Source organism: Pseudomonas umsongensis (assembly GCF_002236105.1).
Classification (GTDB): domain Bacteria; phylum Pseudomonadota; class Gammaproteobacteria; order Pseudomonadales; family Pseudomonadaceae; genus Aquipseudomonas; species Aquipseudomonas umsongensis.
The window spans coordinates 272,145-295,931 of record NZ_NIWU01000002.1 but is presented as its reverse complement, the minus strand read 5'-3'; the positions used below and the strand labels follow the sequence as shown (position 1 = coordinate 295,931).

The 23,787-nt window shown below is 58.7% G+C and carries 21 protein-coding genes; 6 read left to right on the top strand and 15 right to left on the bottom strand.

The features are described from left to right. Nucleotides 1–17: 17 nt before the first annotated feature. Together PSUM_RS11565 and PSUM_RS11560 are read right to left on the bottom strand one after the other, a co-directional pair. The gene (locus PSUM_RS11565; RefSeq protein ID WP_083348251.1) at nucleotides 18–1,298 is read right to left on the bottom strand and encodes an ATP-grasp domain-containing protein; all 1,281 of its coding nucleotides are present in this window, start codon (nucleotides 1,296–1,298) and stop codon (nucleotides 18–20) included. A gap of 42 nt (nucleotides 1,299–1,340) precedes the next feature. Further along, a complete protein-coding gene (locus PSUM_RS11560; protein ID WP_020796844.1) occupies nucleotides 1,341–2,438 on the bottom strand; it encodes a hypothetical protein in 1,098 nt (365 codons plus the stop codon). A gap of 148 nt (nucleotides 2,439–2,586) precedes the next feature. Here PSUM_RS11560 and PSUM_RS11555 point away from each other — a divergent pair, with 148 nt between their 5' ends. Then, nucleotides 2,587–4,005 carry an aminotransferase-like domain-containing protein gene (locus PSUM_RS11555; protein ID WP_083348250.1) on the top strand — a complete coding sequence of 473 codons (1,419 nt, stop codon included), beginning with the start codon at nucleotides 2,587–2,589 and terminating at the stop codon, nucleotides 4,003–4,005. A gap of 98 nt (nucleotides 4,006–4,103) precedes the next feature. Here PSUM_RS11555 and cyoE read toward each other — a convergent pair whose 3' ends face one another. The 7 genes from cyoE to PSUM_RS11515 all read right to left on the bottom strand — a co-directional run bounded on the left by cyoE (nucleotide 4,104) and on the right by PSUM_RS11515 (nucleotide 11,259). After that, nucleotides 4,104–4,991: a heme o synthase gene (cyoE, locus tag PSUM_RS11550; RefSeq protein WP_020796846.1), complete on the bottom strand. Its 888-nt coding sequence runs from the start codon at nucleotides 4,989–4,991 to the stop codon at nucleotides 4,104–4,106. Between the two features lie 10 nt (nucleotides 4,992–5,001). After that, entirely contained in the window at nucleotides 5,002–5,337 is a 336-nt protein-coding gene (gene cyoD, locus PSUM_RS11545) for a cytochrome o ubiquinol oxidase subunit IV (protein ID WP_007916940.1), read from the bottom strand. Beyond that, nucleotides 5,337–5,960: a cytochrome o ubiquinol oxidase subunit III gene (locus PSUM_RS11540; protein ID WP_033038499.1), complete on the bottom strand. Its 624-nt coding sequence runs from the start codon at nucleotides 5,958–5,960 to the stop codon at nucleotides 5,337–5,339. Before PSUM_RS11540 ends, cyoD begins: the two co-directional genes overlap by 1 nt. A 3-nt stretch (nucleotides 5,961–5,963) precedes the next feature. Then, the gene (gene cyoB, locus PSUM_RS11535; protein ID WP_020796848.1) at nucleotides 5,964–7,994 is read right to left on the bottom strand and encodes a cytochrome o ubiquinol oxidase subunit I; all 2,031 of its coding nucleotides are present in this window, start codon (nucleotides 7,992–7,994) and stop codon (nucleotides 5,964–5,966) included. Nucleotides 7,995–7,997: 3 nt separating this feature from the next. After that, nucleotides 7,998–8,933, bottom strand: a complete 936-nt coding sequence (gene cyoA / locus PSUM_RS11530) for a ubiquinol oxidase subunit II (protein WP_033038503.1) — start codon at nucleotides 8,931–8,933, stop codon at nucleotides 7,998–8,000. A gap of 815 nt (nucleotides 8,934–9,748) precedes the next feature. After that, complete coding sequence (locus tag PSUM_RS11520) at nucleotides 9,749–10,258, bottom strand: disulfide bond formation protein B (RefSeq protein WP_020796851.1); 510 nt, start codon at nucleotides 10,256–10,258, stop codon at nucleotides 9,749–9,751. Between the two features lie 107 nt (nucleotides 10,259–10,365). After that, complete coding sequence (locus PSUM_RS11515; RefSeq protein WP_083348249.1) at nucleotides 10,366–11,259, bottom strand: LysR family transcriptional regulator; 894 nt, start codon at nucleotides 11,257–11,259, stop codon at nucleotides 10,366–10,368. A gap of 121 nt (nucleotides 11,260–11,380) precedes the next feature. Between PSUM_RS11515 and PSUM_RS11510 the strand changes: the two genes are divergently transcribed. Further along, nucleotides 11,381–12,316, top strand: a complete 936-nt coding sequence (locus tag PSUM_RS11510) for a DMT family transporter (protein ID WP_083348248.1) — start codon at nucleotides 11,381–11,383, stop codon at nucleotides 12,314–12,316. Between the two features lie 21 nt (nucleotides 12,317–12,337). Here PSUM_RS11510 and PSUM_RS11505 read toward each other — a convergent pair whose 3' ends face one another. From PSUM_RS11505 to PSUM_RS11480, 6 genes are all read right to left on the bottom strand, one after another. Continuing rightward, the gene (locus PSUM_RS11505; protein ID WP_020796854.1) at nucleotides 12,338–13,114 is read right to left on the bottom strand and encodes an ABC transporter substrate-binding protein; all 777 of its coding nucleotides are present in this window, start codon (nucleotides 13,112–13,114) and stop codon (nucleotides 12,338–12,340) included. A 306-nt stretch (nucleotides 13,115–13,420) separates the two neighbouring features. Then, entirely contained in the window at nucleotides 13,421–13,873 is a 453-nt protein-coding gene (gene moaE, locus PSUM_RS11500; RefSeq protein ID WP_033042207.1) for a molybdopterin synthase catalytic subunit MoaE, read from the bottom strand. Between the two features lie 3 nt (nucleotides 13,874–13,876). Continuing rightward, the gene (moaD, locus tag PSUM_RS11495) at nucleotides 13,877–14,119 is read right to left on the bottom strand and encodes a molybdopterin converting factor subunit 1 (RefSeq protein ID WP_020796856.1); all 243 of its coding nucleotides are present in this window, start codon (nucleotides 14,117–14,119) and stop codon (nucleotides 13,877–13,879) included. Beyond that, a complete protein-coding gene (gene moaC / locus PSUM_RS11490; protein WP_020796857.1) occupies nucleotides 14,116–14,589 on the bottom strand; it encodes a cyclic pyranopterin monophosphate synthase MoaC in 474 nt (157 codons plus the stop codon). Before moaC ends, moaD begins: the two co-directional genes overlap by 4 nt. A 224-nt stretch (nucleotides 14,590–14,813) precedes the next feature. Next, the gene (locus PSUM_RS11485; RefSeq protein ID WP_020796858.1) at nucleotides 14,814–16,208 is read right to left on the bottom strand and encodes a PhoH family protein; all 1,395 of its coding nucleotides are present in this window, start codon (nucleotides 16,206–16,208) and stop codon (nucleotides 14,814–14,816) included. 336 nt (nucleotides 16,209–16,544) lie between these two features. Further along, the gene (locus PSUM_RS11480; protein ID WP_083348247.1) at nucleotides 16,545–17,669 is read right to left on the bottom strand and encodes a polysaccharide deacetylase family protein; all 1,125 of its coding nucleotides are present in this window, start codon (nucleotides 17,667–17,669) and stop codon (nucleotides 16,545–16,547) included. A gap of 254 nt (nucleotides 17,670–17,923) precedes the next feature. Here PSUM_RS11480 and yaaA point away from each other — a divergent pair, with 254 nt between their 5' ends. From yaaA to PSUM_RS11455, 4 genes are all read left to right on the top strand, one after another. Beyond that, nucleotides 17,924–18,703, top strand: coding sequence for a peroxide stress protein YaaA (gene yaaA, locus PSUM_RS11475; protein ID WP_033042212.1), 780 nt, complete (start codon nucleotides 17,924–17,926; stop codon nucleotides 18,701–18,703). An 820-nt stretch (nucleotides 18,704–19,523) separates the two neighbouring features. Continuing rightward, nucleotides 19,524–20,840, top strand: coding sequence for a nucleotide sugar dehydrogenase (locus PSUM_RS11470; RefSeq protein WP_020796861.1), 1,317 nt, complete (start codon nucleotides 19,524–19,526; stop codon nucleotides 20,838–20,840). Between the two features lie 169 nt (nucleotides 20,841–21,009). Continuing rightward, nucleotides 21,010–22,491, top strand: coding sequence for a mannuronan synthase (gene alg8 / locus PSUM_RS11465; protein ID WP_020796862.1), 1,482 nt, complete (start codon nucleotides 21,010–21,012; stop codon nucleotides 22,489–22,491). 36 nt (nucleotides 22,492–22,527) lie between these two features. After that, nucleotides 22,528–23,697: an alginate biosynthesis protein Alg44 gene (locus PSUM_RS11455; protein WP_020796863.1), complete on the top strand. Its 1,170-nt coding sequence runs from the start codon at nucleotides 22,528–22,530 to the stop codon at nucleotides 23,695–23,697. Nucleotides 23,698–23,787 lie beyond the last annotated feature (90 nt).

Genomic DNA, 23,787 nt, shown 5'->3' with positions numbered 1-23,787 from the left:
ACATCGATCCCTGACACTCAACACACCGCCTTTGCAGAAGACGCCAGGCTGGTGATCCCGATGTTCGTTTCAATCGTTTCGGCCAGGCGTAACAGGTCATGGCTGAGCCGCTCGTAGTCTTCGTTGAACAACACGATGTGGCCGATAAACGAGAAGTTGTCTTTCACCAGCGCGCTGACCGGTTCGCCGATGCGTTTGCTCACCACCGAATCCAGCAGATCGATATTCAGCGAGCGGGCCAGGGACGGGATGTCTGGTACATCTCGCAGGATGCCGCCCGTGGTCGCCCGCAGCAGGCGTATGCCGCAGTAGCCGCGAGGTACCGGGTCCTGGCTATCGACCTGGCCTTCCACGGCCCAGCGGACCCAACGCTCCCACGGGTCGAAATCGACGAACGCCTGGCGCGCCAGGTCCCAGATGTGCATGCCACCGGGGCGCATGTTGGTTTCCACGGCCGAGGTGCGATGATTGGCCCTGTAGAACACTTCGTTGTGCCAGGCACCGTTGTCCTGGGAAACCAACCCCGCCATGTGCTGGCCGGCAGCCTTCAGTCGAGCCTGCACCTCAGGCGCCAACGGTGCGGGCACCACTTGCTGGATCTCGGCGCGGTAGGCACCGTCGGTGGTGGTTTTTTCGGTGATCCAGGTGCTCCCGGCGACAGAATCCCAGCTGTATTCCCGGGCATTCTGGATCAGTTCCTCGAGCACGATGCCGCCCTCGCGATAGGGCTTGAGTGCTTGCCACGCGTCGTCGCATTCGGACGGGTGACGGATGACCCGGCAGCCTCGACTTGCACCTTCGCAGGCTGGCTTGATGAAAGCCTTGCCGCCCAGTTCGATCACTCGCTGACGCAGTTCCGGCAGGCTTTCGATACGGCTGGAAACCACCGGCCGGTAATCTTCGGGAGCCGTGGTGGCCGACGCTTCGAGCTGGCGGAAAATCTGTTTATCCAACCCGGCCCTGGCCTCGACGGGAGAAATACCGGGCAAGCCGAAATGACTGGCCAGCGCCGCACCGAGCAGCACGCCACGGTCGGAAAACGGCAGCACGCCGATCAGCTTCCAGCGATCGGCATTCAGGCACCCCACCACCAGTTCGAGGGATGACGCAACGTCTTGTTCGGCCAGTGAAGTGCTGCAAACGTGATCCGCCACCTGGTCGTCATGGGGCTGGACCTGCTCGACCAGCAGGATCAGCCTGGCGTCGTACAGCGACTTGCACAGGTCACGCAGCTTCTGGATATCGTGAACCCGACTGCCGTTGTACCCCACCACTACTACGCATGAAGTCGTATTCATAATGCCCCCGACTTGCAAAGTTAAAACCGGAACAGCGATGACTCAGTCATGCAATGCGATTGATCGACGGTTGAGCCAGTACCAGGCCAGGATCCCGCCAGCGCCGATGGCCGCCAGTACCAATGCGTTGTAGGGCGGTGGCGCGACCCGCATGATCAACACGGTCAACCCCGCGCCGACGCCCAGGGACACTTCCTTGACGAACATGTTGTTCTGCTTGACCGAGAAGTAATCGAGGTGACTGAAGGCGCACTCGGCGATGGACAGCAGCGCCACCCAGATCAGTGCGCCGACCAGGGTTTCGACGTGGAACGCGGCAGGCGAAGACAGCACGGCAAAACCGCCGACGATGATTGCGATCACCGTCAGCACCTTGAAGCGCCCGGTGCTCTCGATCAGTTTCATGACCGGTACTTGCGCGAACACCACCACGGCGCTGTTGAGGATCAGCATCAGGCCATACCAGGCCGGCAGCTCGCCGGTCTTGAGCAGGATCGCCTGGGGCAGGATCGAGAACACGCCGAACAGCTTGATGCCCATGATGACGCCGGCGATGACCCACGGCAGCTTGTTGCGCCAGCCGCTGCCATCCTGGCTGGCGGGACGGGCAACCACGGGGTCGCAGGTGAACGTCGCGCCCATGGCGATCGGCAGGCACAACAGGACGAACCCGGCGGCGCCGAGGAAAAACAGGGTCGGGGTGAGCAACGGCGACAACAGGATCAACCCTGCCAGCAGGCTGCCCATGTTCATGGCGACGCGGTTGTAGGCGGCGCCCTCCTTGGTCTGGGCCGCCTCGCTCTTGATCAGGTAGCCGGCAATTGCAATGCCGTAGGCAAACAACGCCGCGGCAAACATGACCACTCCCTGGTTGCTGGTGACCGCCAGTAATATCAGCCCGAGGGCGGCGCACAGCAGCGTGACGCTCAAGGAGCGGCGACCGAGGACCAGCAACGTCAATGGCAACAGTAGCAACAAGGCCCGATAACCCAGGGCCAGGATGCTGTTGGTGGCGGTATCGAGCCAGACGTTGGCCTTGCCCAGCACCGCGAACAGCGACACGGCAGTGATGATCCGGATAGTGAACAACCGCAGGTTGATCACCGGTTTCGCCACGACGACCGTTGTTTCGACACTCATGCAACACCTCACGAACCTGGCATGGATCGACCGGCATAGGCCGACCATCCAGAAAGTCTGTAAAGCGATGGTAGAAAGAGATGCTTGTCTTGATCAGAGCAAGTTCGTATAGAATCGAACGAACTTTACTGCCGGAGAGACCAGTAAAATGCAGGCTCAGCGAGCAGTGATCGCCGCTATCGAGTTCCAGCCGGGTGTGCCGCTGGTGCAGCAGATCGTCGATCAGTTGACGGTGGCGATCAGCAAGGGTGGACTGCCCCACGGCTCAAGGCTGCCACCGATTCGCGAACTCTCCGACCTGATGCACGTGGGCAAGTCCACGGTGGTCGACGCTCTCGATCGCTTGCGCGCCAAGGGGCTGGTGGTGTCACGCCAGGGCTCGGGGCATTACGTGCACCGTTCGAGCACCACCGCCCAGACCAACGCCGGCCCCGACCTGTTGCCCCAGGACACACTCAGCGTGGTCCGCCGCGCGGTCTTGCAGGACAACGGTGCGCTGCGTCCGGGTGCCGGTTTTCTGCCGTCTTCATGGTTGCCTGCCGAAGAGTTGCTCAAGGCTGTGCGCGGCACACTTCGCGCAACGTCACTGCGCATGGGCGAATACGGTAACGCCAGCGGCTACCTGCCGTTGCGCCAGGCCTTGCGGGTCAAGATGTCGACCCTGGGCATCGAAGCGCCCGTCGACCAGATCATTACCACCGCCAACACCGTACAAGCCATCGACATGCTGATGCGCCTGTTGGTCAAGCCCGGCGACACGGTGCTGCTCGATGATCCCTGTTACTTCACGATGCACACCAACCTGGCCTGGCACGGCGCCAAGGTCATCACCATCCGCCGCGATTGCGACGGCATGGACCTTGATGCCCTGGAGCAGTTGCTGATCGCCCACCGTCCCGTGCTCTATTTGACCAACAATGCACTGCACAACCCGACCGGGCACTCGTTCACCTCGGCGCAGGTTTACCGCTTGGTGGAACTGAGCCATCGCTACAATTTCCACATCGTCGAAGATGATCTGTACTGCGACATGCAGCAACGCCGAACGCCGCGCCTGGCCGCGAGCGGGCTGGACAACGTGTCTTACGTCTCTGGTTTCTCCAAGACCCTGACCGCCAACAGCCGCGTCAGCTTCGCGGTGCTGTCCCCACAACTCGCGGCGCGGATGGTGACCCTGAAAATGGCCTGCGGTGGCATGACCTCGGAAATGGCCGAGCAGATTATTTGCACCATGCTCAGCGATGGCAGCTATGCCAAGCACATGCGTCGTACGGTGGACCGGCTCTATGAGTCGAACAGCCGGGTGGCGGCGTGGCTGGGCGAAGCCGGGTGTTCGGTGTCTTCGTTGCCTGGAGAAGGCTTGTACATCTGGACACGGCTTCCCGATGGCTTTGAAGCCGAGGCACTGGCCCGCAAAGGCCTGGAAATCGACCTGGTGCTGGCGCCGGGGACCATGCTCAGCAAAGCGGCGGATGGCAATCGGTTTCTGCGTTTCAACGTGGCGCACAGTGATCATGTGCAGGTGAGGGAGCGGTTTTTCCGGTTACTGGACAAGCCACACAAATAACCGACAACCGCTATCCCCTCGCCACAGATGACATTTCGGCCAACAAAAAGCCCCGCTCTTCTCTCGAAGGCGGGGCTTTTCTTTACAGCGTCCGACGCTTAAGGCGCGTACGTCAGCAGCAACTCGGTCGGCACTTTGAAGTCCAGGGACATCATCACGCTCAACGCGGTAATGGTGAAGATCGAGAACACGAACAGCTTACGTGCCCAGACCGTGTCATCCACTGCCTTGTAGCCGGTCCAGGCCATGTACAACCAGTACATGCCCATGGCTGCCGCGACGGCGAGGTAGCTCATGCCGGCGTAGCCGCTGAAGGTCAGCATCAAGGTCGCCACGAGGAAGGCCAGGATGTAGATCAGGATGTGCTTCTTGGCCACCTGGATTCCGCGCTTCACTGGCAGCACCGGGATCGATGCGGCCAGGTAATCGTTGAAGCGGAAGATCGCGATGGCGTAGGAATGCGGCATCTGCCACAGGCTGAACATCACCAGCAGGGTCAGTGCGGCCATGTCGAAGGTGTTGCTCACCGCGACATAACCGATCACCGGCGGCATGGCGCCAGACAGGCTGCCCACCAGCGTGCCGTGAACCGACTTGCGCTTGAGGTACAGGCTGTAGAAGCCGACGTAGATCACGAAGCCGATCACGGCGAACAAAGCAGCCAACGGGTTGGCTACTTTGTACAACAACGCAACGCCGAGAACACCCAGGACGGTCGCATAGATCAGGGCCAGTTTCAGGGAGATGAGGCCCTGGACCAGCACTCGGTTCTTGGTGCGTTCCATCTTGATGTCGATGTCGCGGTCGATGCAGTTGTTGAACACGCAACCGGAGGCGACGACCAGGGAAGTGCCGATCATGGCTGCCAGAAACACGGCCAGATCGACATGCCCTTTCGAGGCCAGGAAGAACCCGCCTGCCACAGAAAGCACGTTACCGAAAATGATCCCCGGTTTGGTGATTTGGATAAAGTGCTTGAGCGACATCGGGTCTACCTCACTTCGCCATCATGTACGTGTGGATGCTGAACATGATCCACAGCGACAGGCCAACCAGCAGCACGATCACGATGGCCGTAAAGACGAAAGCGATCACGTTGTTACGCTGAGCGATGGAACGGTCCAGGTGCAGGAAGTAATACAGGTGAACGATCACCTGGATCACTGCGAACAGCAGAACGATTGCCAGCGTGGTGGCCTTCGGCAGGCTCGGGTACATCACCAGACCGAACGGGATGACGGTCAGGATCACCGACAGGATGAAGCCGATGGCGTACGACTTTACGCTGCCGTGGCCAGCATCATGGCTGTCATGGGAGTGTGCATTAGCCATTACAGAGTCCCCATCAGGTAAACAACGGTGAATACACAGATCCACACCACGTCCAGGAAGTGCCAGAACAGGCTCAGGCAGCTCAGACGGGTCTTGTTGGTCGACGTCAGGCCCTTTTTCTGCACCTGATACATCATGATCGCCATCCAAATCAAACCGGCGGACACGTGCAGACCGTGAGTACCGACAAGGGTAAAGAACGCGGACAGGAAGCCTGAACGGCTAGGGCCGTAGCCTTCGGAGATCAAGATGTGGAACTCGTTGATCTCCATCGCGATAAAGCCTGCGCCCAACAGGAAGGTCATGCCCAGCCAGGTCAGCACCGCCTTCTTGTTGCCCTTGTACAACGCCAGCATGGCGAAGCCGTAGGTGATCGAACTGAACAGCAGCAGAGCGGTTTCGCCCAGTACGTATGGCAGTTCGAAGATGTCGTGGCCCGACGGGCCACCCGCTACGTTGTTAACCAGTACCGCGTACACCGCGAAGATCGACGCAAACAGAATGCAGTCGGTCATCAGGTAGAGCCAGAAACCGTATACGGTCATCTCGCCCGAGTCGTGGTGGTGGTCATCGTGCCCATGGTCACCATGGGCGTGTCCAACATTGGTCACTAAGTTCGACATGGTTTAAGCCTGTTCCAACGAGGTTTCAACACGGGTGGCGGTGGCCGGGATCTTCCCTGCCGCTACCAGACGCTTGTGCTGCTCGGCTTCGATGCGCTCGATCGTTTCAACCGGGACCATATAGCCCTGGTCGTCACGTGCAGCGTGGATCGCGAAGTAGACGACAGTGCCTACCAGGCTCGCGATTGCCAGCCACCAGATGTGCCAGATCATCGCGAAACCGAACACGGTCAGCAGAGCCCCCATGACCACACCGGTAGCGGTGTTGTTTGGCATGTGGATCGGCTCGTATTTGGCCGGAGCCTTGTACGCGGTGCCGTTTTCCTTGGCTTCGGTGAACGGGTCGATGCAGTCAGCCTTAGGCAGCACGGCAAAGTTGTAGAACGGAGGTGGCGACGAGGTCGACCATTCCAGAGTGTGGGCATTCCACGGGTCACCGTGTTCGCACATGTTCTCTGGCTTCTTGCGGTCACGCACACTGACGTACAGCTGGATCAGTTGGCAGGCGATACCGAAGGCGATCATCACCGCACCGAACATGGCGACGTACAGGTACGGCACCCACTCAGGGTTGGTGGTGGCGTTCAGACGACGGGTCATGCCCATGAAGCCCAGTGCATAGAGCGGCATGAACGCGACGAAGAAGCCGGAGATCCAGAACCAGAACGCTGCTTTACCCCAGCCTTCGTGCAGCTTGAAGCCGAACGCTTTCGGGAAGTAGAACGCGAAACCTGCGATGTAGCCGAATACCGCACCGCCGATGATCACGTTATGGAAGTGCGCGATCACGAACAGGCTGTTGTGCAGAACGAAGTCAGCACCCGGGATGGCCAGCAGTACGCCGGTCATGCCGCCGATGGCGAAGGTCACCATGAAGCCCAGGGTCCACAGCACCTGGCTGGTGAAACGCAGACGGCCCTGGTAGATGGTGAACAGCCAGTTGAACAGTTTCACACCCGTCGGGATGGAAATCAGCATCGTCGCCAGACCGAAGAAGGCGTTGACGCTGGCACCCGAACCCATGGTGAAGAAGTGGTGCAGCCAAACCATGAAGCCCAGTACCGAGATCGCGCCCGAAGCGTAGATCATCGAGTGGTGGCCGAACAGTTTCTTGCCGGTGAAGGCAGAGATCACTTCCGAGAAGATGCCGAATGCCGGCAGGATCAGGATGTAAACCTCAGGGTGGCCCCAGGCCCAGAACAGGTTGACGTACATCATTGGATTGCCACCAAGTTCATTGGTGAAAATGTGGAAATCCATGTAACGGTCGAGGGTCAGCAGTGCCAGGGTAGCGGTCAGGATCGGGAACGAAGCCACGATCAGGACGTTGGCCCAGGTGCAGGTCCAGGTGAAGATCGGCATGTCCATCAGCTTCATGCCAGGGGTACGCATTTTCAGCACGGTGGCCAGGAAGTTGACCCCCGTCAGCGTCGTACCCAGGCCGGATAGCTGTAGCGCCCAGATGTAGTAGTCCATCCCCACGCCAGGGCTGTATTGCAGGCCCGACAGTGGCGGATAGGCAACCCAACCGGTCTTGGCGAATTCGCCGACGCCCAGGGACAGGTTGATCAGTACAACGCCGGACACCAGCAGCCAGAAGCTCAGGGAGTTCAGGAACGGGAAGGCAACGTCACGCGCGCCGATCTGCAGCGGCACTGCAAGGTTCATCAGGCCGGTGAAGAATGGCATCGCCATGAAGATGATCATGATCACACCGTGGGCGGTGAAGATCTGGTCATAGTGTTCAGGTGGCAGGTAGCCAGGCGAACCCTCGGTGGCCATGGCCAGTTGGGTACGCATCATGATGGCGTCGGCAAAGCCGCGCAGCAGCATGACCATGGCGACGATGATGTACATCACGCCGATTTTCTTGTGGTCGACCGAGGTCAACCACTCGGTCCACAGATAGGTCCACTTCTTGAAGTAAGTGATACCCGCGAACAGTGCCAGACCGCCGAGCGCGATCATGGCGATGGTCACCATCACGATCGGCTCGTGGAATGGGACCGCTTCCCAACTTAATTTACCAAACATCGTTTACTCCTCTGCCCCGGCAGCTGAATGCGAGTTCATGTCCGTAGCGGCCACTTCTTTCTCTTTCTTCTCGTGCTTGACCTTCGGGCCTGGTTTCATGCCTTCGTACTTGTCGACGATGATCTGGAACAGGTTCGGCGTCACCGAGGAGTAGAGCTCGACTGGGTTGTTCTGGCTCTGCTTGGAAAGGGCTGCGTATTCAGCTTGTTCAAGCTGTTTAGGTGCCTTTTTGACTTCACTTACCCAGGCGTCGAAATCTTCCTGGGAAGTTGCGATCGCTTTGAATTTCATACCGGTGAAACCGGCACCGCTGTAGTTGGCGGAGATGCCATCCATTTCAGCGTTGCGGTCGGCGATCAGGTGCATTCTGGTCTGCATGCCCGCCATCGCGTAGATCTGGCCGCCCAGGCCCGGGATGAAGAACGAGTTCATCACGGCGTCGGAGGTGATCTTGAAGTTGATTGGCGTGTGCGCCGGGAACACGATCTTGTTGACCGTGGCAATGCCTTGTTCCGGGTAGATGAACAGCCACTTCCAGTCCAGCGCGACCACTTCGATGGTCACAGGCTTCACGTCGGATTCGATCGGACGGTACGGGTCCAGCTCGTGGGTCGACTTGTAGGTGATGTAACCCAGGGCAATGATGATCAACACCGGAACAGTCCACACCGCGATCTCGATCTTGGTGGAGTGGTTCCATTTAGGCGTGTAGGTCGCCTTGGTGTTGGATGCGCGGTATTTCCAGGCAAACAGGAAGGTCATCACGATGACCGGGATCACAACCAACAGCATCAGCAGCGTTGCGGTGATGATCAGGTTTCGCTGTTCCAGGCCAACCTGGCCCGTGGGATTGAGCAAGGTCATGTTGCAGCCTCCCAGCAACAACGTGCCGAGCAGCGGCAATAAGCCTAGTAGTCTGGGGTACCTGTTTTTACTCATCTCACGACCTCTAAAGCAGCTTGCGCAATGCAGTTGGGTTTTGATCGCCAACACTTCACCCTGCCAAGGGTTGGCATTTTTCTTGGATTGAATAAGGGCTTGCCCGTCGAGCGTCAGAGGCGTTTCGACAAATCCTGGGCCAGCAGTGAGTTCTTATTCGAATTCGTGGTCAAAGGCCTTGTTACAGCCCAATTCCATTTGGTGCGGATAGTTGGAGGCACCGACACCTGGGCGTCGCATCAAGCCCGAAGGCCTCTCGACACCCTCGTGCCATTCATGCACCAGAGCCAGGGTGAGCAGTGCCGGGAATTCAGTGCGGGCGATTGTAGATATGTAGCGTTTTATAAACCATGTCTTATCCCGAAATAATTTTTATCCCAGCCCGCAACAATCCTGACCCAATTCTGTAAAAGTGGCGCATCTTATCGAAATTGATTCTCAACAAAAACACCAAAAAAAGTAGGGCTACCACCCGCAATTCAGACAGTATCGAAGGTGCGGAAACGACCCTGAATGCCGCCCTGGCCCCGATGAGACAAGGGCTTCAGCAAATCGCCACAACCTGTTAAAACTGCCTGCTTCCTTTTGGGCCGGCGAAAAACCGGCGGCACTCTAACACACCAATTTCATTACAGGAGACTGCACCAATCCGGCACCCGAAAGCGCGCTGCGACACTCGCGATGTGACAACATGTCGCAGACTTGTCGCACCCCTGATTGCCGTGCATCAGGGTGTCCTTGCCTGCCCCCTGAAACGCAAAAACGCCCAGGCCCTCTCATCGAGGACCGGGGCGTTTGGCATCAATCGGATGACTTCAGCGCAGCGACTTTCGATTGCGTAGCGTCAGCAGCGGCACCAGCACCACCACCAGCACGAAGGCCAGCAGCGCCCATTGCGCCAGGGACAACCCCAGGATCGGCGGGTAAGGCGTGGAGCAGAAACCGTCTACCTGGAAACCCAGCGGGAAGATCTTCGCCAGCGGCAAGCCATCGACGATCGGTTGCAGCACATCGATGCCGCAACTGACGGCCGGATAGAACTGCGTATAGACGTGGTGCCCGGCCACCGCGACGCCCGCCAGGGCACAAATGACCACCAGGGTCTCCAGCACCGTGATGCTGCGTCGGGTGCGCATGGCCGCACCGATGAAAGCGAAGAGCGCGATCAACAGCAGCGCGTAACGCTGCAGGATGCACAATGGGCACGGGGCCTCGCCCAAAACCACTTGCATGTATAACGCACCGCCGATCAGCGCCAGGCAGATGATGCCCAACAGCACCAGGTAGCGCCGCTCACGGCCCAGACGCATCGTTTCCTCGCTCATCGTGTTTCCCTTTTGACTTTCGATTGCCCGCCAGTTTACACGCTGGCCTTGACCTTTGAGAGCCTGGCGCGTGCAAGCGGGTATCGTGGGAATAGACGACAGGTCGGTTAAGAAGACATTAACTGTAACGACCCTGGCCCCGAGAACTCGGCCTGCAGCAACTTCACAAACGCCTCACGAGCCGGGTGCCGACCTGCGTTCTCGTGCCAGTAAAAAAGGTTGTCGATGCTCGTCAGTTCCGGGAATTCATATCCCTGGCAGCCTGCCCCGAGACAATACTGCTCGTAGATTCCACGGGGTACCAGCGAGACGCCCGCACCGGCACTGACACAGCCAACGATGGTGCCATAGCTGGCGATGCTGACAATCGGTTGCACCTGGTCATGGCGCAGCAGCCACTGTTCCAGTGCGAAGCGGTACGGGCAGCCCGGGGGCCACATGAAAATCGCCTTGCCCTGCAGATCCGCCGCCTGGCGCAAAGGCCCGTGGGAGGAGGACGCGATGAGAATCAGATCTTCGCGGTACATCACTTCCCGCTGCAGTCCCGGGCGTTCAACGTTCACCGCTACGAACGCCCCATCCAGCCGACGATGTTGCGTGTCGTCGAGCAATTGAGCCCAAGTGCCGGTGCTCAGCTCCAGCATCACCTTTGGGTAGAGCGCGTGGTACTTGGCCAATAGTCGCGGCAAGCGTCCCGTGGCACTGGACTCGATGGCACCAATGCGCAGAGGACCGCTTGGCGCACCGTCGGGGGCCAACGCCCTGCGCGCTTCCTCGGCCAGGCCGAGGATTTTCGTCGTGTAATCGAGAAACACTTCACCGGCCGGCGTGATCCGCAATCCTCGGCCATCGCGAGAAAACAGCGGCGTACCGAGTTCACGCTCCAGGGACTTGAGGCGTGCAGTGATATTGGACGGTACGCAATGCAGCACCTCAGCCGCACGCGCGATGCTGCCGAGATGGTGAACCGTGTTGAACATGCGCAGCTGGGACAGCTCCATAGCTCACCCAAAGTGAATGCTTGAGTCAGTTTAAGTCACTTGTAGTGAATCTGGATGGTTTTGATAATTCGAGCGAGAGCCATCCAGTCGCACCTTCACACTTTGGGGAATCAGGCAGTCTATGGATTTTATCCAGCGCAAGATCCAGTCTTTCGCCAAAAGCCCTGGCGCTAGAATCGTCCTGGCGGCTTTTTTCGTCATCCTTTGCTGGGCCTATTCGCCCATTGGCATCCACATCGGGTTAGAGGCTTACCAGCCCGGTCATCTGGCGCTGATCCGCTTTCTCATCGCCTCGACATTCATGGCCGGGGTCGCAGGGGTGATGGGTATTTCCCTGCCTCGCCTGAAAGACCTGCCGCTGTTGGCTGTCCTGGGATTCTTTGCTGTGAGTCTGCACCACATCGCCCTTAACTTTGGCCAACGAGAGGTCAGCGCCGGCGCCGCGAGTGTCCTCGCACAATCCACGCCGCTGTTCAGCACGTTACTGGCGCATTTCGTGCTCAAGGAGCGCGTCAACCACTGGCAATGGGTCTGCGTGCTGGGCGGTTTGCTCGGTGCCGCTGTCGTGGTCACGGGGGATCGTGATTTTGGTGAACTGGATGCCCATGGGTTGCTGATTCTGCTGGCGGCATTGTCCTGGAGTGTTTATTTCGCCATGCAAAAACGCCATTCCCATCGCTACAACGGGCTGACAATGGTGTGCTACACCATTTGGTCGGGCACCACGCTATTGCTTGTGTATGCACCGGGGTTGTGGAGTGAAGTGCAGAAAGCCCCGGCATCGGTCAATCTGGCGGTGCTCATCCTGGGGATTTTCCCCAGTGCCCTTGCTTACCTCGCCTGGGCATATGTACTGGCGCACAGCAACGTGAGCTGCGCGTCCATTTCGCTTTACCTGATTCCGCCCACCGCCATGCTGATGGCCTCGGTGGCCCTGGCTGAACGCCCTTCGATCATGGTCGTCATCGGGATGATCATCGTGCTGACGAGCGTACTTGCCCTCAACCTGAAACCATCGAAATCCAGGGAATCTGCAGCGCACCGGGGGCTTTCGTGAGAAAGCCCCGGGAGCGATCGATCAGTCGCCGTAGATATCGGACTTGAAGTACTGTTGCGAAATCTTCTGGTACTCGCCATTGGCGCGAATGCCGTCGATGGCGGCGTTCAGCTGTGATACCAGCTCGGTGTTGCCCTTGCGTACCGCAATCCCCGCGCCCTCACCCACGTATTTAGGGTCCTTGAGCTCCGGGCCGGCAAATGCGTAGCCCTTGCCGCGCGGCATCGACAGGAAGTCGTTGAGCGGAATGGTGTCGGCAAAGATGGCATCGAGGCGACCGGCTGCCAGGTCCATGTAGATCTCTTCGTTGTTGCTGTAGCGCTTGACGTTGACGCCCTTGGGTTCGAAGACTTCGGTCGCGTAGCGGTCGGTGGTGGTTGCCCGTTGCACGCCAACGGTCTTGCCCTTGAGGCTGTTGTATTGATCATCCACGACTGCGCCTTCCTTCATGACCAGGCGCGACGAGGTGAAGTAGTACTTGTGGGTGAAATCCACCGACTTCTTGCGGTCTTCATTGATGGTCATCGACGACAGCGCCATGTCGATTTTCTTCACTTTCAAGGAAGGAATCAGACCGTCGAACTCGCCCTCGACCCACACGCACTTGACCTTCATCTGCGCGCACAGGGCATTGCCGATGTCGTAGTCGAAACCGACGATTTCGCCTTTGTCGGTCTTGGAGGCGAACGGCGGGTAGGCCGCTTCGATGCCGATACGCAGGGTTTTCTCGGCGGCAAACACGCTGCTGCACGCCAACAAGCTCAGGGCCAGACCGGTGATGAGGGGGAATTTCTTCATGTTCGTTCTCTCGCGGGTTGTTGTTGGTTTGGCAAGATGGAAGAAGAGCAGAAACGGGAGAAGCCTTTTTTGTACTTATAAATCCATACTGGACTTTTATGTATTGGGCGTCAATTGGGCGCGCGCTCTTAAATCACCCTCTGGTCGGGAGGTGAGTCAAGAGAAAATCGGATGTTGCAGATGGCCCCTTCGCGAGCAGGCTCGCTCCCACATTTGAACTTTGAAGAACACACATTCTGTGTTCGACAAAAATCCCCTGTGGGAGCGAGCCTGCTCGCGAAGGCGTACTTGCAGAAGTCGTCGGAGTCACTGCTTCCAGCGATCCGCCGCCGCATGATCGCTGTCACGCCCCTCGACCCAACGCGGGCCGTCGCTGGTGTTTTCCTTCTTCCAGAACGGTGCGCGGGTTTTCAGGTAGTCCATGACAAAGGCGCAGGCGTCGAATGCCGCCTGGCGATGGGCGCTGGCGGCGCCAACAAAGACAATGGGTTCGCCGGGCTCAAGGGCACCGATGCGATGCAGCACTTCCAGCTTGAGCAAGGGCCAGCGCTGCTCGGCCTCGGTGGCGATCTTGCCAAGGGCCTTTTCGGTCATGCCCGGGTAGTGTTCGAGGAACATCCCGGCGACATCCAGGCCATCATTGAAGTCGCGCACATAGCCGACAAAACTCACCACCGCCCCGACGCCGACATTGGCATCGTGCATGGCGTTGACTTCTGCACCGGGATCGAACGCGGTCGATTGCACGCGAATGGCCATGGCTCAGCCCCCGGTCACGGTAGGGAAAAACGCCACTTCATCGCCATCGCTCACCGGCTCATCGAGCTGGCAGAGGTCTTCGTTGCGGGCGCACATCAGGTTTTGCTCACTCAATACCTCGGCACCCTCACGCTGGGCCAACAGTGCGCGGACGTCATCGACGGTGGCGAAGTCGCCTTGAACCTTCATCGAGTCCAACCCCAGCGCTTCACGATATCGAGCAAAAAACTTCACGGTGACGTTCATGATGGATCCGCCTGAAAATGACCGCTCTTGCCGCCGACCTTTTCCAGTAGCCGTACACTTTCAATGGTCATGCCACGATCCACGGCCTTGCACATGTCATAGATAGTCAAGGCGGCGACACTGGCAGCCGTCAGCGCTTCCATCTCGACCCCGGTCTGCCCGGACAATTTGCAGCGCGCGACGATGCGTACGCTGTCCTCGCCTTCGGCACTGAGCTCGACCTTGACCCCGGTCAGCATCAACGGATGGCACAGGGGGATCAGGTCACTGGTTTTTTTCGCCGCCTGAATGCCGGCAATGCGGGCCACGGCGAACACATCACCCTTGGGATGACCGCCGCTTACGATCATTTGCAAGGTTTCGGGCAGCATGCGCACCAGCGCTTGGGCCGTCGCTTCACGGAACGTCACGGCTTTTTCGGTGACGTCGACCATATTGGCGCGACCTTGGGAATCGAGATGAGTCAGCACGGGGTTACTCCTGATCAGGAGTCCCGATTGTAAACCTGTGGGTCAGATTTCCGCACGCACGATTATCGGCGCCCCCTCTGTAGGAGCTGCCGAAGGCTGCGATCTTTAGATCTTCGCCCTTAAAAAGCAAGATCAAAAGATCGCAGCCTTCGGCAGCTCCTACAGGGAATTGTGTCGGGCATGGAAAAACGGGCGGCTTTGGGGCCGCCCGGTCTGGGTGATAGTTACAGGTGCGATTCGGCGTATTCGGCCAGGATCGAACGTGGCACCCCTTGCAGGGTGATGTGCACGCCGTTAGGGAAGTCCTTGAAGCGCTCGGTCAGGTACGTCAGCCCGGAGCTGGTCGCGGACAGGTAAGGGGTGTCGATTTGCGCCAGGTTACCCAGGCACACCACTTTGGAGCCGGCACCGGCACGGGTGATGATGGTTTTCATCTGGTGCGGTGTGAGGTTCTGGCATTCGTCGATCAGGATCAGGCTCTGCTGGAAGCTGCGGCCACGGATGTAGTTGAGGGATTTGAACTGCAACGGCACTTTGCTAAGGATGTAGTCGACGCTGCCATGGGTGCTTTCGTCATCCATGTGCAAGGCTTCGAGGTTGTCGGTGATAGCGCCCAGCCAAGGCTCCATTTTTTCCGCTTCGGTGCCGGGCAGGAAGCCGATTTCCTGGTCCAGGCCTTGCACGCTGCGGGTGGCGATGATGCGGCGGTAGCGCTTGCTGACCATGGTCTGCTCGATGGCCGCGGCCAGCGCGAGGATGGTTTTACCGGAACCTGCGGCACCGGACAGGTTGACCAAGTGGATGTCCGGATCAAGCAAGGCATACAGCGCCAGGCTCTGATAGATGTCACGCGGTTTCAAACCCCAGGCTTCCTGGTGCAGCAGGGGCTCCTGGTGCAGGTCCAGGATCAGCAGTTTGTCTTCCTCGATCTCCTTGATCCAGCCGACGAAACCCTGCTCATCGATGATGAATTCGTTGATATGCACGGCTGGCAGATTGTCGATCAACTGCACCTGGTGCCAGGTGCGACCGTGGTCCTGACGGGTCTCGACCTTGCTTACCCGGTCCCAGAAGGAGCCGCTCATGTTGTGGTAGCCATTAGGCAACAGCGACACGTCGTCGACCAACTGGTCGGTGCTGTAGTCCTCGGCCGCGATCCCACAGGCACGCGCCTTGAGGCGCATGTTGATGTCTTTGGTGACCAGCACCACGGGCTTCTTCGGCTCGCGTGCGTGCAGGTCGATCAGCTGGTTGATGATCCTGTTGTCATTTAGATGCTCAGGCAGAACGATGTGGGGTTCAGCCTGCTTGCTCATCAGAATTGACAGCAATCCCTTGGGCCCGCTCTTGCCCCGCTGGATCGGCACGCCCTGCTCGACGTCCTCGGGCGAGGCATCACCCAGGGTCTTGTCGATCAGCCTGATGGCCTGGCGACATTCGGCGGCAACGCTGTGATGCCCGCTCTTGAGCTTGTCGAGTTCCTCAAGCACGGTCATCGGGATCGCGACGTGGTGTTCTTCGAAGTTAAGCAGCGCGTTTGGATCGTGAATCAATACGTTGGTATCGAGTACATAAAGGATTGGCTGGTTGGAAGAAGAGCTACGTCCGTGATCATCCATACTCGGTCACCTTTGTCAGAGCCAGTGGACGCAATACCTTGGCGGTGCTGCGCCTCGAAGTGACTACCGAATACACCTGCGGGGACTCAAGTGTTCTGCATACATGCGGGGTCTTGGAAGACGCCACCTGTGTTGCAGGTTTCGGCGGTCTGTCTTCGTAATACTCCAAAACCCATGACAGAAAAAAGCACTTTGACGCTTTTTTGAAGTTTATTTTGCAGAGTGACGAAAAGCCCTTGGCGGACTGCCATCACTTGTTTACAGTCGGAGATCAACCTGCAGCAAAACCCCCTCAAAAATCGCCACTTACCCAATGTTTCCGGGCTTTGGCCGTTTTCAGCGGAACCCTTCCTGACAGTCTTCCCAACCGATCCCGCTTTGCGCCGTTTGCGTGATCAGCCAGGGCAACGCCGTTTTCACCCCGTCCTGTTTCACATTGAAATTGATTACCCCATGGCGCCACAGCAGCATCAGGGTCAACACCCGTTGCGCACTCTGGCTGCCCTTGAGCTTGCCCGCGCCGTCCTGGGCATCGATATCCCACAAGGCGACCTGCAACCCCTGGGCTTTGAAGAAAGCGCCGGCGTCGGCGCGACGCTGGCCGTCGGGCGGGCGAAACAGGGGGACGAAGTTTTCCGGCAGTTTGTTCTTGGCCAGCTCGACGCTGCGGCGTACCGAGTCCTGCCAATCCTGCCAATGGCTGTGGGAGCGAAACTCCCAGCCCTGCACACCGACGCACTGGGTTGACCAGGTTGCTTGCAGACTGGTCCCCGGGCGCTCGCCCAGGCGCGCCTGGAGGTCCTTGCCGAGCACGAAGAACGTGCCGCTCAGGTTGGCCTTGCGCAAGTACTCGGCGACCCAGTCGGTATTGTCCGGCACGGCATTGGCGGCGCTGTCGAACGTCAACAGGAACAGCCGGTCATGCATCGCGTCGCCATTGCGCTCATAGTCTCCAAAATGATCGACTTCACTGCTGGTTTGCGGAAACAGTGCCGCCTTGCGCAGTTGCTCATCCAGGTACTGGGTGTGGAACAGGCGACTTGGTTCGGCCCAGCGTATGTAGTAGCTGTCTTCGCTGAGCTGGAACTTGCCAGCCTGCTCGCGCAAGGTGGCCATGTCCTCGACCAGGAAACAGAAGGAGGCATCTTGGTCGCAGCTCTGTTGGGCGAAGTTGTAGTTGGCCAACAGGCGTTGCCATAGACGCTGGCGAACACGATTGACCGACTCCAGGTTGATCGTGCGCAGGCCCAGGCGTTGCGCCAGTGCCGCTTCGTCCAGGGATTCACTGGCCAGCAGCACACGGGCGAACATGAGGATTTCGGCACGCGACGCGACATCGAACAGGGTCGGGTTGTCGAGCTTTTCCGGCCAGGTGCTGCGATCCAGCGTGGCCACTTCACCTGGCGCCGCCATGACGCCGAAGCCCAGCAGCCAGGCGCTGAGCAGAAAAACGATACGCAATGGGATGTCTCCATAACAAAACCCGGGCGGCACTATATCGCGGGAAGATCAAAAGATCGCAGCCTCGCTTCGCTCGACAGCTCCTACAGGAATGCATGTTCCGATTTCACGCCAACGCGGTCCCGTAGGAGCTGTCTCGCGAAGCGAGGCTGCGATCTTGTCCCATGACACCACCGATCACCTATCACACCCATAGCTGGAGTCAACGATGACAACCCCCTAGAATCGCCGCCACGATTAAAGGAGACGACTTCATGCTGATGGTGATTTCCCCCGCCAAGACCCTTGATTACGAAACACCGCCGGCGACCCAGCGCTTTACCCAGCCGCAGTACCTCGACCACTCCCAGGAACTGATCCAGCAATTGCGCGACCTGACCCCGACGCAGATCAGCGAGTTGATGCACGTTTCCGACAAGATCGGCGGGCTCAACGCCGCCCGATTTGGCAGCTGGACACCCGCCTTTACCCCGGCCAACGCCAAGCAGGCCTTGCTGGCCTTCAAAGGCGACGTCTACACCGGGCTCAATGCACAAACCTTCAGCGAAGCCGACTTCGACTACGCCCAGCAACATCTACGCATGCTTTCCGGCCTGTATGGCCTGCTGCGCCCCTTGGACCTGATGCAACCGTACCGCCTGGAAATGGGCACTAAACTGGCCAACGCCCGGGGCAAGGACCTGTATGCCTTCTGGGGCACGCGTATCAGCGAGTGGTTGAACGAAGCCCTGGCCGATCAGGGCGATGACGTGCTGCTCAACCTGGCCTCCAACGAGTATTTCTCGGCGGTCAAGCGCAGCGCCTTGAAGGCACGCATCATCAACACCGACTTCAAGGACCTGAAGAACGGTCAGTACAAGATCATCAGCTTCTACGCGAAAAAGGCCCGGGGCATGATGAGCCGCTTCATCATCGAAGAGCGCATCAACGATCCGGCAGACTTGAAAAAGTTTGACGTTGAAGGCTATCGGTACAGTGCCGAACAGTCTAAACCAGACAGTCTGGTGTTCCTGCGCGACCACACTTCAGAGTAAGCAACTGATCGGTGCACGACTTCATGAACTGTCGCGCACCGATGCCTGATCGTCCGACAATCCCCCGCCCCATTCGTCGATCCTTTGACGCCAAAAAACCAACACCCAATTTGCTAACTTTTGTTTCACTGGACGTCAGTGATTTTTTTTGTAGTGGCACTGAAAATTTTTCTCAGTAGTGGCACAAAACTACCAGACAGGACATTGAGCCAATATATAAAGGGCCAAATCGCAAGTGCTATCAATATGAGAGCAGTGCCATCTTTCTCAATATTTCAAGAAATTTCAAAATTCGCGATGGGTGGGCTGGAACTATGTCCAAATGCGTAGCTCATACCACCTGTAACGAATCTCTCAATGCGTGTACGAGATAACTTACGCAGAGAAGAGATCTACGCAGCCAAGTTGTCATATTAACTTTGGCAGACTGATCTCTGATTTGGGCAACACATTAAGGACTGGAGATACGCATATCACTATCCCTTACAAGGCCAAGGCTGCGCCCCCTATAAACGTGCTTCCCTGAGCACCCAACCGCTTGATTTACAGGCCTCACGGCCTGGCTTTGAGCGCGCAAGACCTTTGCCCATTGTCTTCTGACTGGAAGACCGGCTGCATGGCAAGGCACATCAGAACAATAAGGCCTAGTTGCGCACACTTTGAGTGAACTGTTTAGACACTCGAAACTTTGAATGCCTGCACGCGACACTGTGGCGCCTATAAGCCGTAGTTGCCCGTGCACTATGACCGCTGAACACCCTTAACTTCGGCCAACTAATGGCCCGATGAAAACAGGCTTGATAATAGAGAGGTAATTGCGATGCGCATCAGCATATTTGGTTTGGGTTACGTTGGCGCCGTCTGTGCCGGTTGCCTGTCTGCACGGGGCCATGACGTCGTTGGCGTCGATGTTGCCAAAGACAAGATCGATATGATCAACGCCGGCAAATCGCCGATCGTTGAACCGGGCCTGGGCGAACTTCTGGCGCAGGGAATCGAGACTGGCCGTCTGCGCGGCACGACCAACTTCGCCGAGGCGATTCGCGATACCGACCTGTCGATGATTTGCGTCGGCACGCCGAGCAAGAAGAACGGCGACCTGGAACTGAACTACATCGAGGCCGTGTGCCGCGAGATCGGTTTTGTCCTGCGCGACAAGACTACCCGTCACACTATCGTGGTCCGCAGCACCGTTCTGCCGGGTACCGTGGCAAACGTTGTCATCCCGATTCTCGAAGACTGCTCCGGCAAGAAGGCCGGTGTCGATTTCGGTGTCGCGGTCAACCCTGAGTTCCTGCGTGAAAGCACCGCGATCGCCGACTACGACCAACCGCCAATGACCGTCATCGGCGAGTTCGACAAGGCCTCGGGCGACGTCCTGCAATCGCTGTACGAAGAACTCGACGCGCCGATCATCCGCAAGGACATCGCCGTTGCCGAAATGATCAAGTACACCTGCAACGTGTGGCACGCCACCAAGGTGACCTTCGCCAACGAGATCGGCAACATCGCCAAGGCTGTCGGCGTCGATGGTCGTGAAGTGATGGACGTGGTTTGCCAGGACAAGACCCTGAACCTGTCCCAGTACTACATGCGCCCAGGCTTCGCCTTCGGCGGCTCCTGCCTGCCCAAGGACGTGCGTGCCCTGACCTACCGCGCCGGTTCCCTGGACGTCGAAGCACCGCTGCTCAACTCGCTGATGCGCAGTAACGAGTCCCAGGTGCAGAACGCCTTCGACATCGTGTCCAGCCACGACAAACGCAAAGTCGCGCTGCTGGGCCTGAGCTTCAAGGCCGGCACCGACGACCTGCGCGAAAGCCCATTGGTTGACCTGGCAGAAATGCTGATCGGCAAGGGCTACGACCTGAGCATCTACGACAGCAACGTCGAGTACGCCCGTGTCCACGGTGCGAACAAGGACTACATCGAGTCGAAGATCCCGCACGTCTCGTCCTTGCTCAATTCCGACTTCGACGCGGTGATCAACAACTCCGACGTGATCATCCTCGGCAACCGTGACGAGAAATTCCGCGCCCTGGTGCAGAACGTCCCGCACGGCAAGCAAGTGATCGACCTGGTCGGCTTCATGTCCAAGGCCACCAGCACGGATGGCCGGGCTGAAGGCATTTGCTGGTAACCGGCGGGTTGTAAGCGCTTCAAGCTGATCGCCAGCAAGCCGGCTCCTACAGATCACCGCAAATCTGTAGGAGCTGGCTTGCCAGCGATGGCGTACCTGAGATCGCCATCGCCGACAAGCCGGCTCCTACAGGGGCGCGAGACTTGCAACTGACTTTAGGATTCCGATTATGCACAGGCTAAAGAACGGCCTACTCCAAGCCGCCGGTTGGCTGTTTTATCTAAGTTTACTGATGGGCATCGCCATGGCGCTGCCTGTGTCCACGTTCGACTCCGAGTCGAAGGACTTCATTTTCCTGATCGGTATCGTCGGTATCTGGCGCTACTCGATGGGTGCCACGCACTTCCTGCGCGGCATGCTGTTCCTGTACGTGGTCTATCCGCACCTGCGGCGCAAAGTGCGCAAGCTGGGCAAGGCGGCGGACCCGTCCCACGTATTTTTGATGGTCACCAGTTTCCGTATCGACGCCCTGACCACCGCGCAGGTCTACAGCTCAGTGATCCGCGAAGCGATCGACTGCGAGTTGCCGACCACCGTGGTCTGCTCCATCGTCGAAATGTCCGATGAACTGCTGGTCAAGAGCCTGTGGAGCCGGATGAATCCGCCTGCCCGGGTGAAGCTCGACTTCGTGCGCATTCCCGGTACAGGCAAGCGCGATGGCCTGGCTTTCGGTTTCCGCGCCATCTCCCGTCACCTGCCGGACGACCGCGCCGTGGTGGCCGTGATCGATGGCGATACCGTGCTCGGCGAAGGCGTCGTGCGCAAGACCGTGCCGTGGTTCCAGCTGTTCGGCAACGTCGGTGGCCTGACCACCAACGAATTCTGCGAAGTGCGCGGCGGCTACATCATGAGCGAGTGGCACAAGCTGCGTTTCGCCCAGCGTCACATCAACATGTGCTCGATGGCCCTGTCCAAGCGCGTGCTGACCATGACCGGGCGGATGTCGGTGTTCCGTGCCACCGTGGTCACCAACCCGGAATTCATCGCCGACGTGGAAAGCGACTCGCTGCAACACTGGCGCCTGGGTCGTTTCAAGTTCCTCACCGGCGACGACAAGTCCAGCTGGTTCAGCCTGATGCGCCTGGGCTACGACACCTTCTACGTGCCTGATGCCGCGATCAACACCGTCGAGCATCCTCCGGAAAAGAGCTTCATCAAGGCCAGTCGCAAGCTGATGTTCCGCTGGTACGGCAACAACCTGCGGCAGAACTCCCGCGCACTCGGCCTGGGGGTCAAGCGCCTCGGTGCGTTCACATCCGTGGTGTTGTTCGATCAGCGCGTGTCGATGTGGACCTCGCTGCTGGGCCTGACCGTGGCGTTGATCGCCAGCTTCAAGTACGGCACCGCGTTCATCCTGGTGTACCTGCTGTGGATCGGCATCACCCGCCTGATCCTGACCCTGCTGCTGTCGTGCTCCGGCCACCGGATCGGTCCAGCCTACCCAGCGATTCTCTATTACAACCAGATCGTTGGCGCACTGGTGAAGATCTACGTGTTCTTCCGCCTCGACCAACAGTCCTGGACTCGCCAGCCCACTGCCCTGACCCGTGATCTCGCCAGCTTTCAACGTTGGTTCAACACCTGGTCGTCTCGGACCATGACCTTCTCCGCCGGCAGCATCTTTGTCGCCGTGCTGCTGATGATGGTCTGACCGCCCCCTTTTTGAATTAACCAGGAAATCGCCTTTATGAATACCGCCGTCAACGCCAACGTAGTGCACGAATCCGAAGCCCAGCGCCAACACGCCCGCGTGAAAATCCCGGCCAAGCTGCGTTTCTTCGGCCCTGACCGGACCCCGGTCGAGGCGCGAGTGATCGACCTTTCCGCCGGTGGCCTGGCCTTCAACGCCGGGCAACTGCCACTGAAAGTCGGCGACAAGTACAAGGCCCGACTGCAATTCGTCATCGACAACCTTGGCCTGGCCATGGACGTGGAATTGCAGGTACGTTCCTGCGATCGCGAGACCGGTCGCACCGGTTGCCAGTTCCAGAACCTGGAGCCGCAAGACATTTCGACCTTGCGCCACCTGATCACGTCGCACCTGGCCGGCGACATCGTCACCATCGGCGAAGTGCTGGCGACCCTGCAGCGCGACAATTTCACCAAGGCGCGCAAGAACAAGGATGGCGGTCACGGCATGAGCGCCTTCGGGCGCATGAAAGCGGTGACCTTCAGCCTGGGGATTTTTGTCGTCGGCCTGGCGGCGTTCGGCTTCATCTTCAAGTCGGTGTACGGCATGTACTTTGTCAGCCACGCCCAGGCGGGCATTGTCAGCGTGCCGGGTGTGAACATCACCATGCCCCGCGACGGCACCGTGCAGAGCCTGGTGAAAGCTGATGGCGTTGCCGCCAAAGGCGCGCCGCTGGCAACCTTCAGCACCAGCATGCTCGACGTGCTCAAAGGTCACCTGGAAGACGATCAACTGGCCCCGGCCAAGGTTGCAGAGCTCTTCGGCAAGCAAATGACGGGCACCCTGACGTCGCCTTGCGATTGCATCGTGGCCCAGCAAATGGTGTCCAACGGTCAATACGCCAGCAAGGGTGACGTGATCTTCCAGCTGGTGCCACGCAACACCGAAGCCAACGTCGAGGCGCGCTTCTCCTATCGCCAGTTCAGCGACGTATTGCCGGGCACCCCGGTGCGCTTCCAGATCGCCGGCGAAGACAAGACCCGCACCGGCAAAATCGTCAGCAGCACCAGCCTGAAAAGCGCCGACCTGTCCTCCGACATCCGCGTACTGATCCAGCCTGACGAAGCCCTGGGCAGCAACCTGGCCGGCCGTCCCGTGGAAGTTAACAGCGACCGTGGCCCTAACCTGAACTGGCTGATCGATAAAGCCATGGCTGCTGGTCTGTAACCGGAGGACATGCCTGTGACGATTCCACCAATCCTCAGAACACCAAAAGCCCTGTGGGAGCGAGCCTGCTCGCGAAGGGCTCAGCGCGGT

Coding starts and splice junctions, on each gene's coding strand:
- PSUM_RS11565 (WP_083348251.1), bottom strand. CDS start 1,298: ATGAATACGACTTCATGCGTAGTAGTGGTGGGGTACAACGGCAGTCGG.
- PSUM_RS11560 (WP_020796844.1), bottom strand. CDS start 2,438: ATGAGTGTCGAAACAACGGTCGTCGTGGCGAAACCGGTGATCAACCTG.
- PSUM_RS11555 (WP_083348250.1), top strand. CDS start 2,587: ATGCAGGCTCAGCGAGCAGTGATCGCCGCTATCGAGTTCCAGCCGGGT.
- cyoE (WP_020796846.1), bottom strand. CDS start 4,991: ATGTCGCTCAAGCACTTTATCCAAATCACCAAACCGGGGATCATTTTC.
- cyoD (WP_007916940.1), bottom strand. CDS start 5,337: ATGGCTAATGCACACTCCCATGACAGCCATGATGCTGGCCACGGCAGC.
- PSUM_RS11540 (WP_033038499.1), bottom strand. CDS start 5,960: ATGTCGAACTTAGTGACCAATGTTGGACACGCCCATGGTGACCATGGG.
- cyoB (WP_020796848.1), bottom strand. CDS start 7,994: ATGTTTGGTAAATTAAGTTGGGAAGCGGTCCCATTCCACGAGCCGATC.
- cyoA (WP_033038503.1), bottom strand. CDS start 8,933: ATGAGTAAAAACAGGTACCCCAGACTACTAGGCTTATTGCCGCTGCTC.
- PSUM_RS11520 (WP_020796851.1), bottom strand. CDS start 10,258: ATGAGCGAGGAAACGATGCGTCTGGGCCGTGAGCGGCGCTACCTGGTG.
- PSUM_RS11515 (WP_083348249.1), bottom strand. CDS start 11,259: ATGGAGCTGTCCCAGCTGCGCATGTTCAACACGGTTCACCATCTCGGC.
- PSUM_RS11510 (WP_083348248.1), top strand. CDS start 11,381: ATGGATTTTATCCAGCGCAAGATCCAGTCTTTCGCCAAAAGCCCTGGC.
- PSUM_RS11505 (WP_020796854.1), bottom strand. CDS start 13,114: ATGAAGAAATTCCCCCTCATCACCGGTCTGGCCCTGAGCTTGTTGGCG.
- moaE (WP_033042207.1), bottom strand. CDS start 13,873: ATGGCCATTCGCGTGCAATCGACCGCGTTCGATCCCGGTGCAGAAGTC.
- moaD (WP_020796856.1), bottom strand. CDS start 14,119: ATGAACGTCACCGTGAAGTTTTTTGCTCGATATCGTGAAGCGCTGGGG.
- PSUM_RS11485 (WP_020796858.1), bottom strand. CDS start 16,208: ATGGATGATCACGGACGTAGCTCTTCTTCCAACCAGCCAATCCTTTAT.
- yaaA (WP_033042212.1), top strand. CDS start 17,924: ATGCTGATGGTGATTTCCCCCGCCAAGACCCTTGATTACGAAACACCG.
- PSUM_RS11470 (WP_020796861.1), top strand. CDS start 19,524: ATGCGCATCAGCATATTTGGTTTGGGTTACGTTGGCGCCGTCTGTGCC.
- alg8 (WP_020796862.1), top strand. CDS start 21,010: ATGCACAGGCTAAAGAACGGCCTACTCCAAGCCGCCGGTTGGCTGTTT.
- PSUM_RS11455 (WP_020796863.1), top strand. CDS start 22,528: ATGAATACCGCCGTCAACGCCAACGTAGTGCACGAATCCGAAGCCCAG.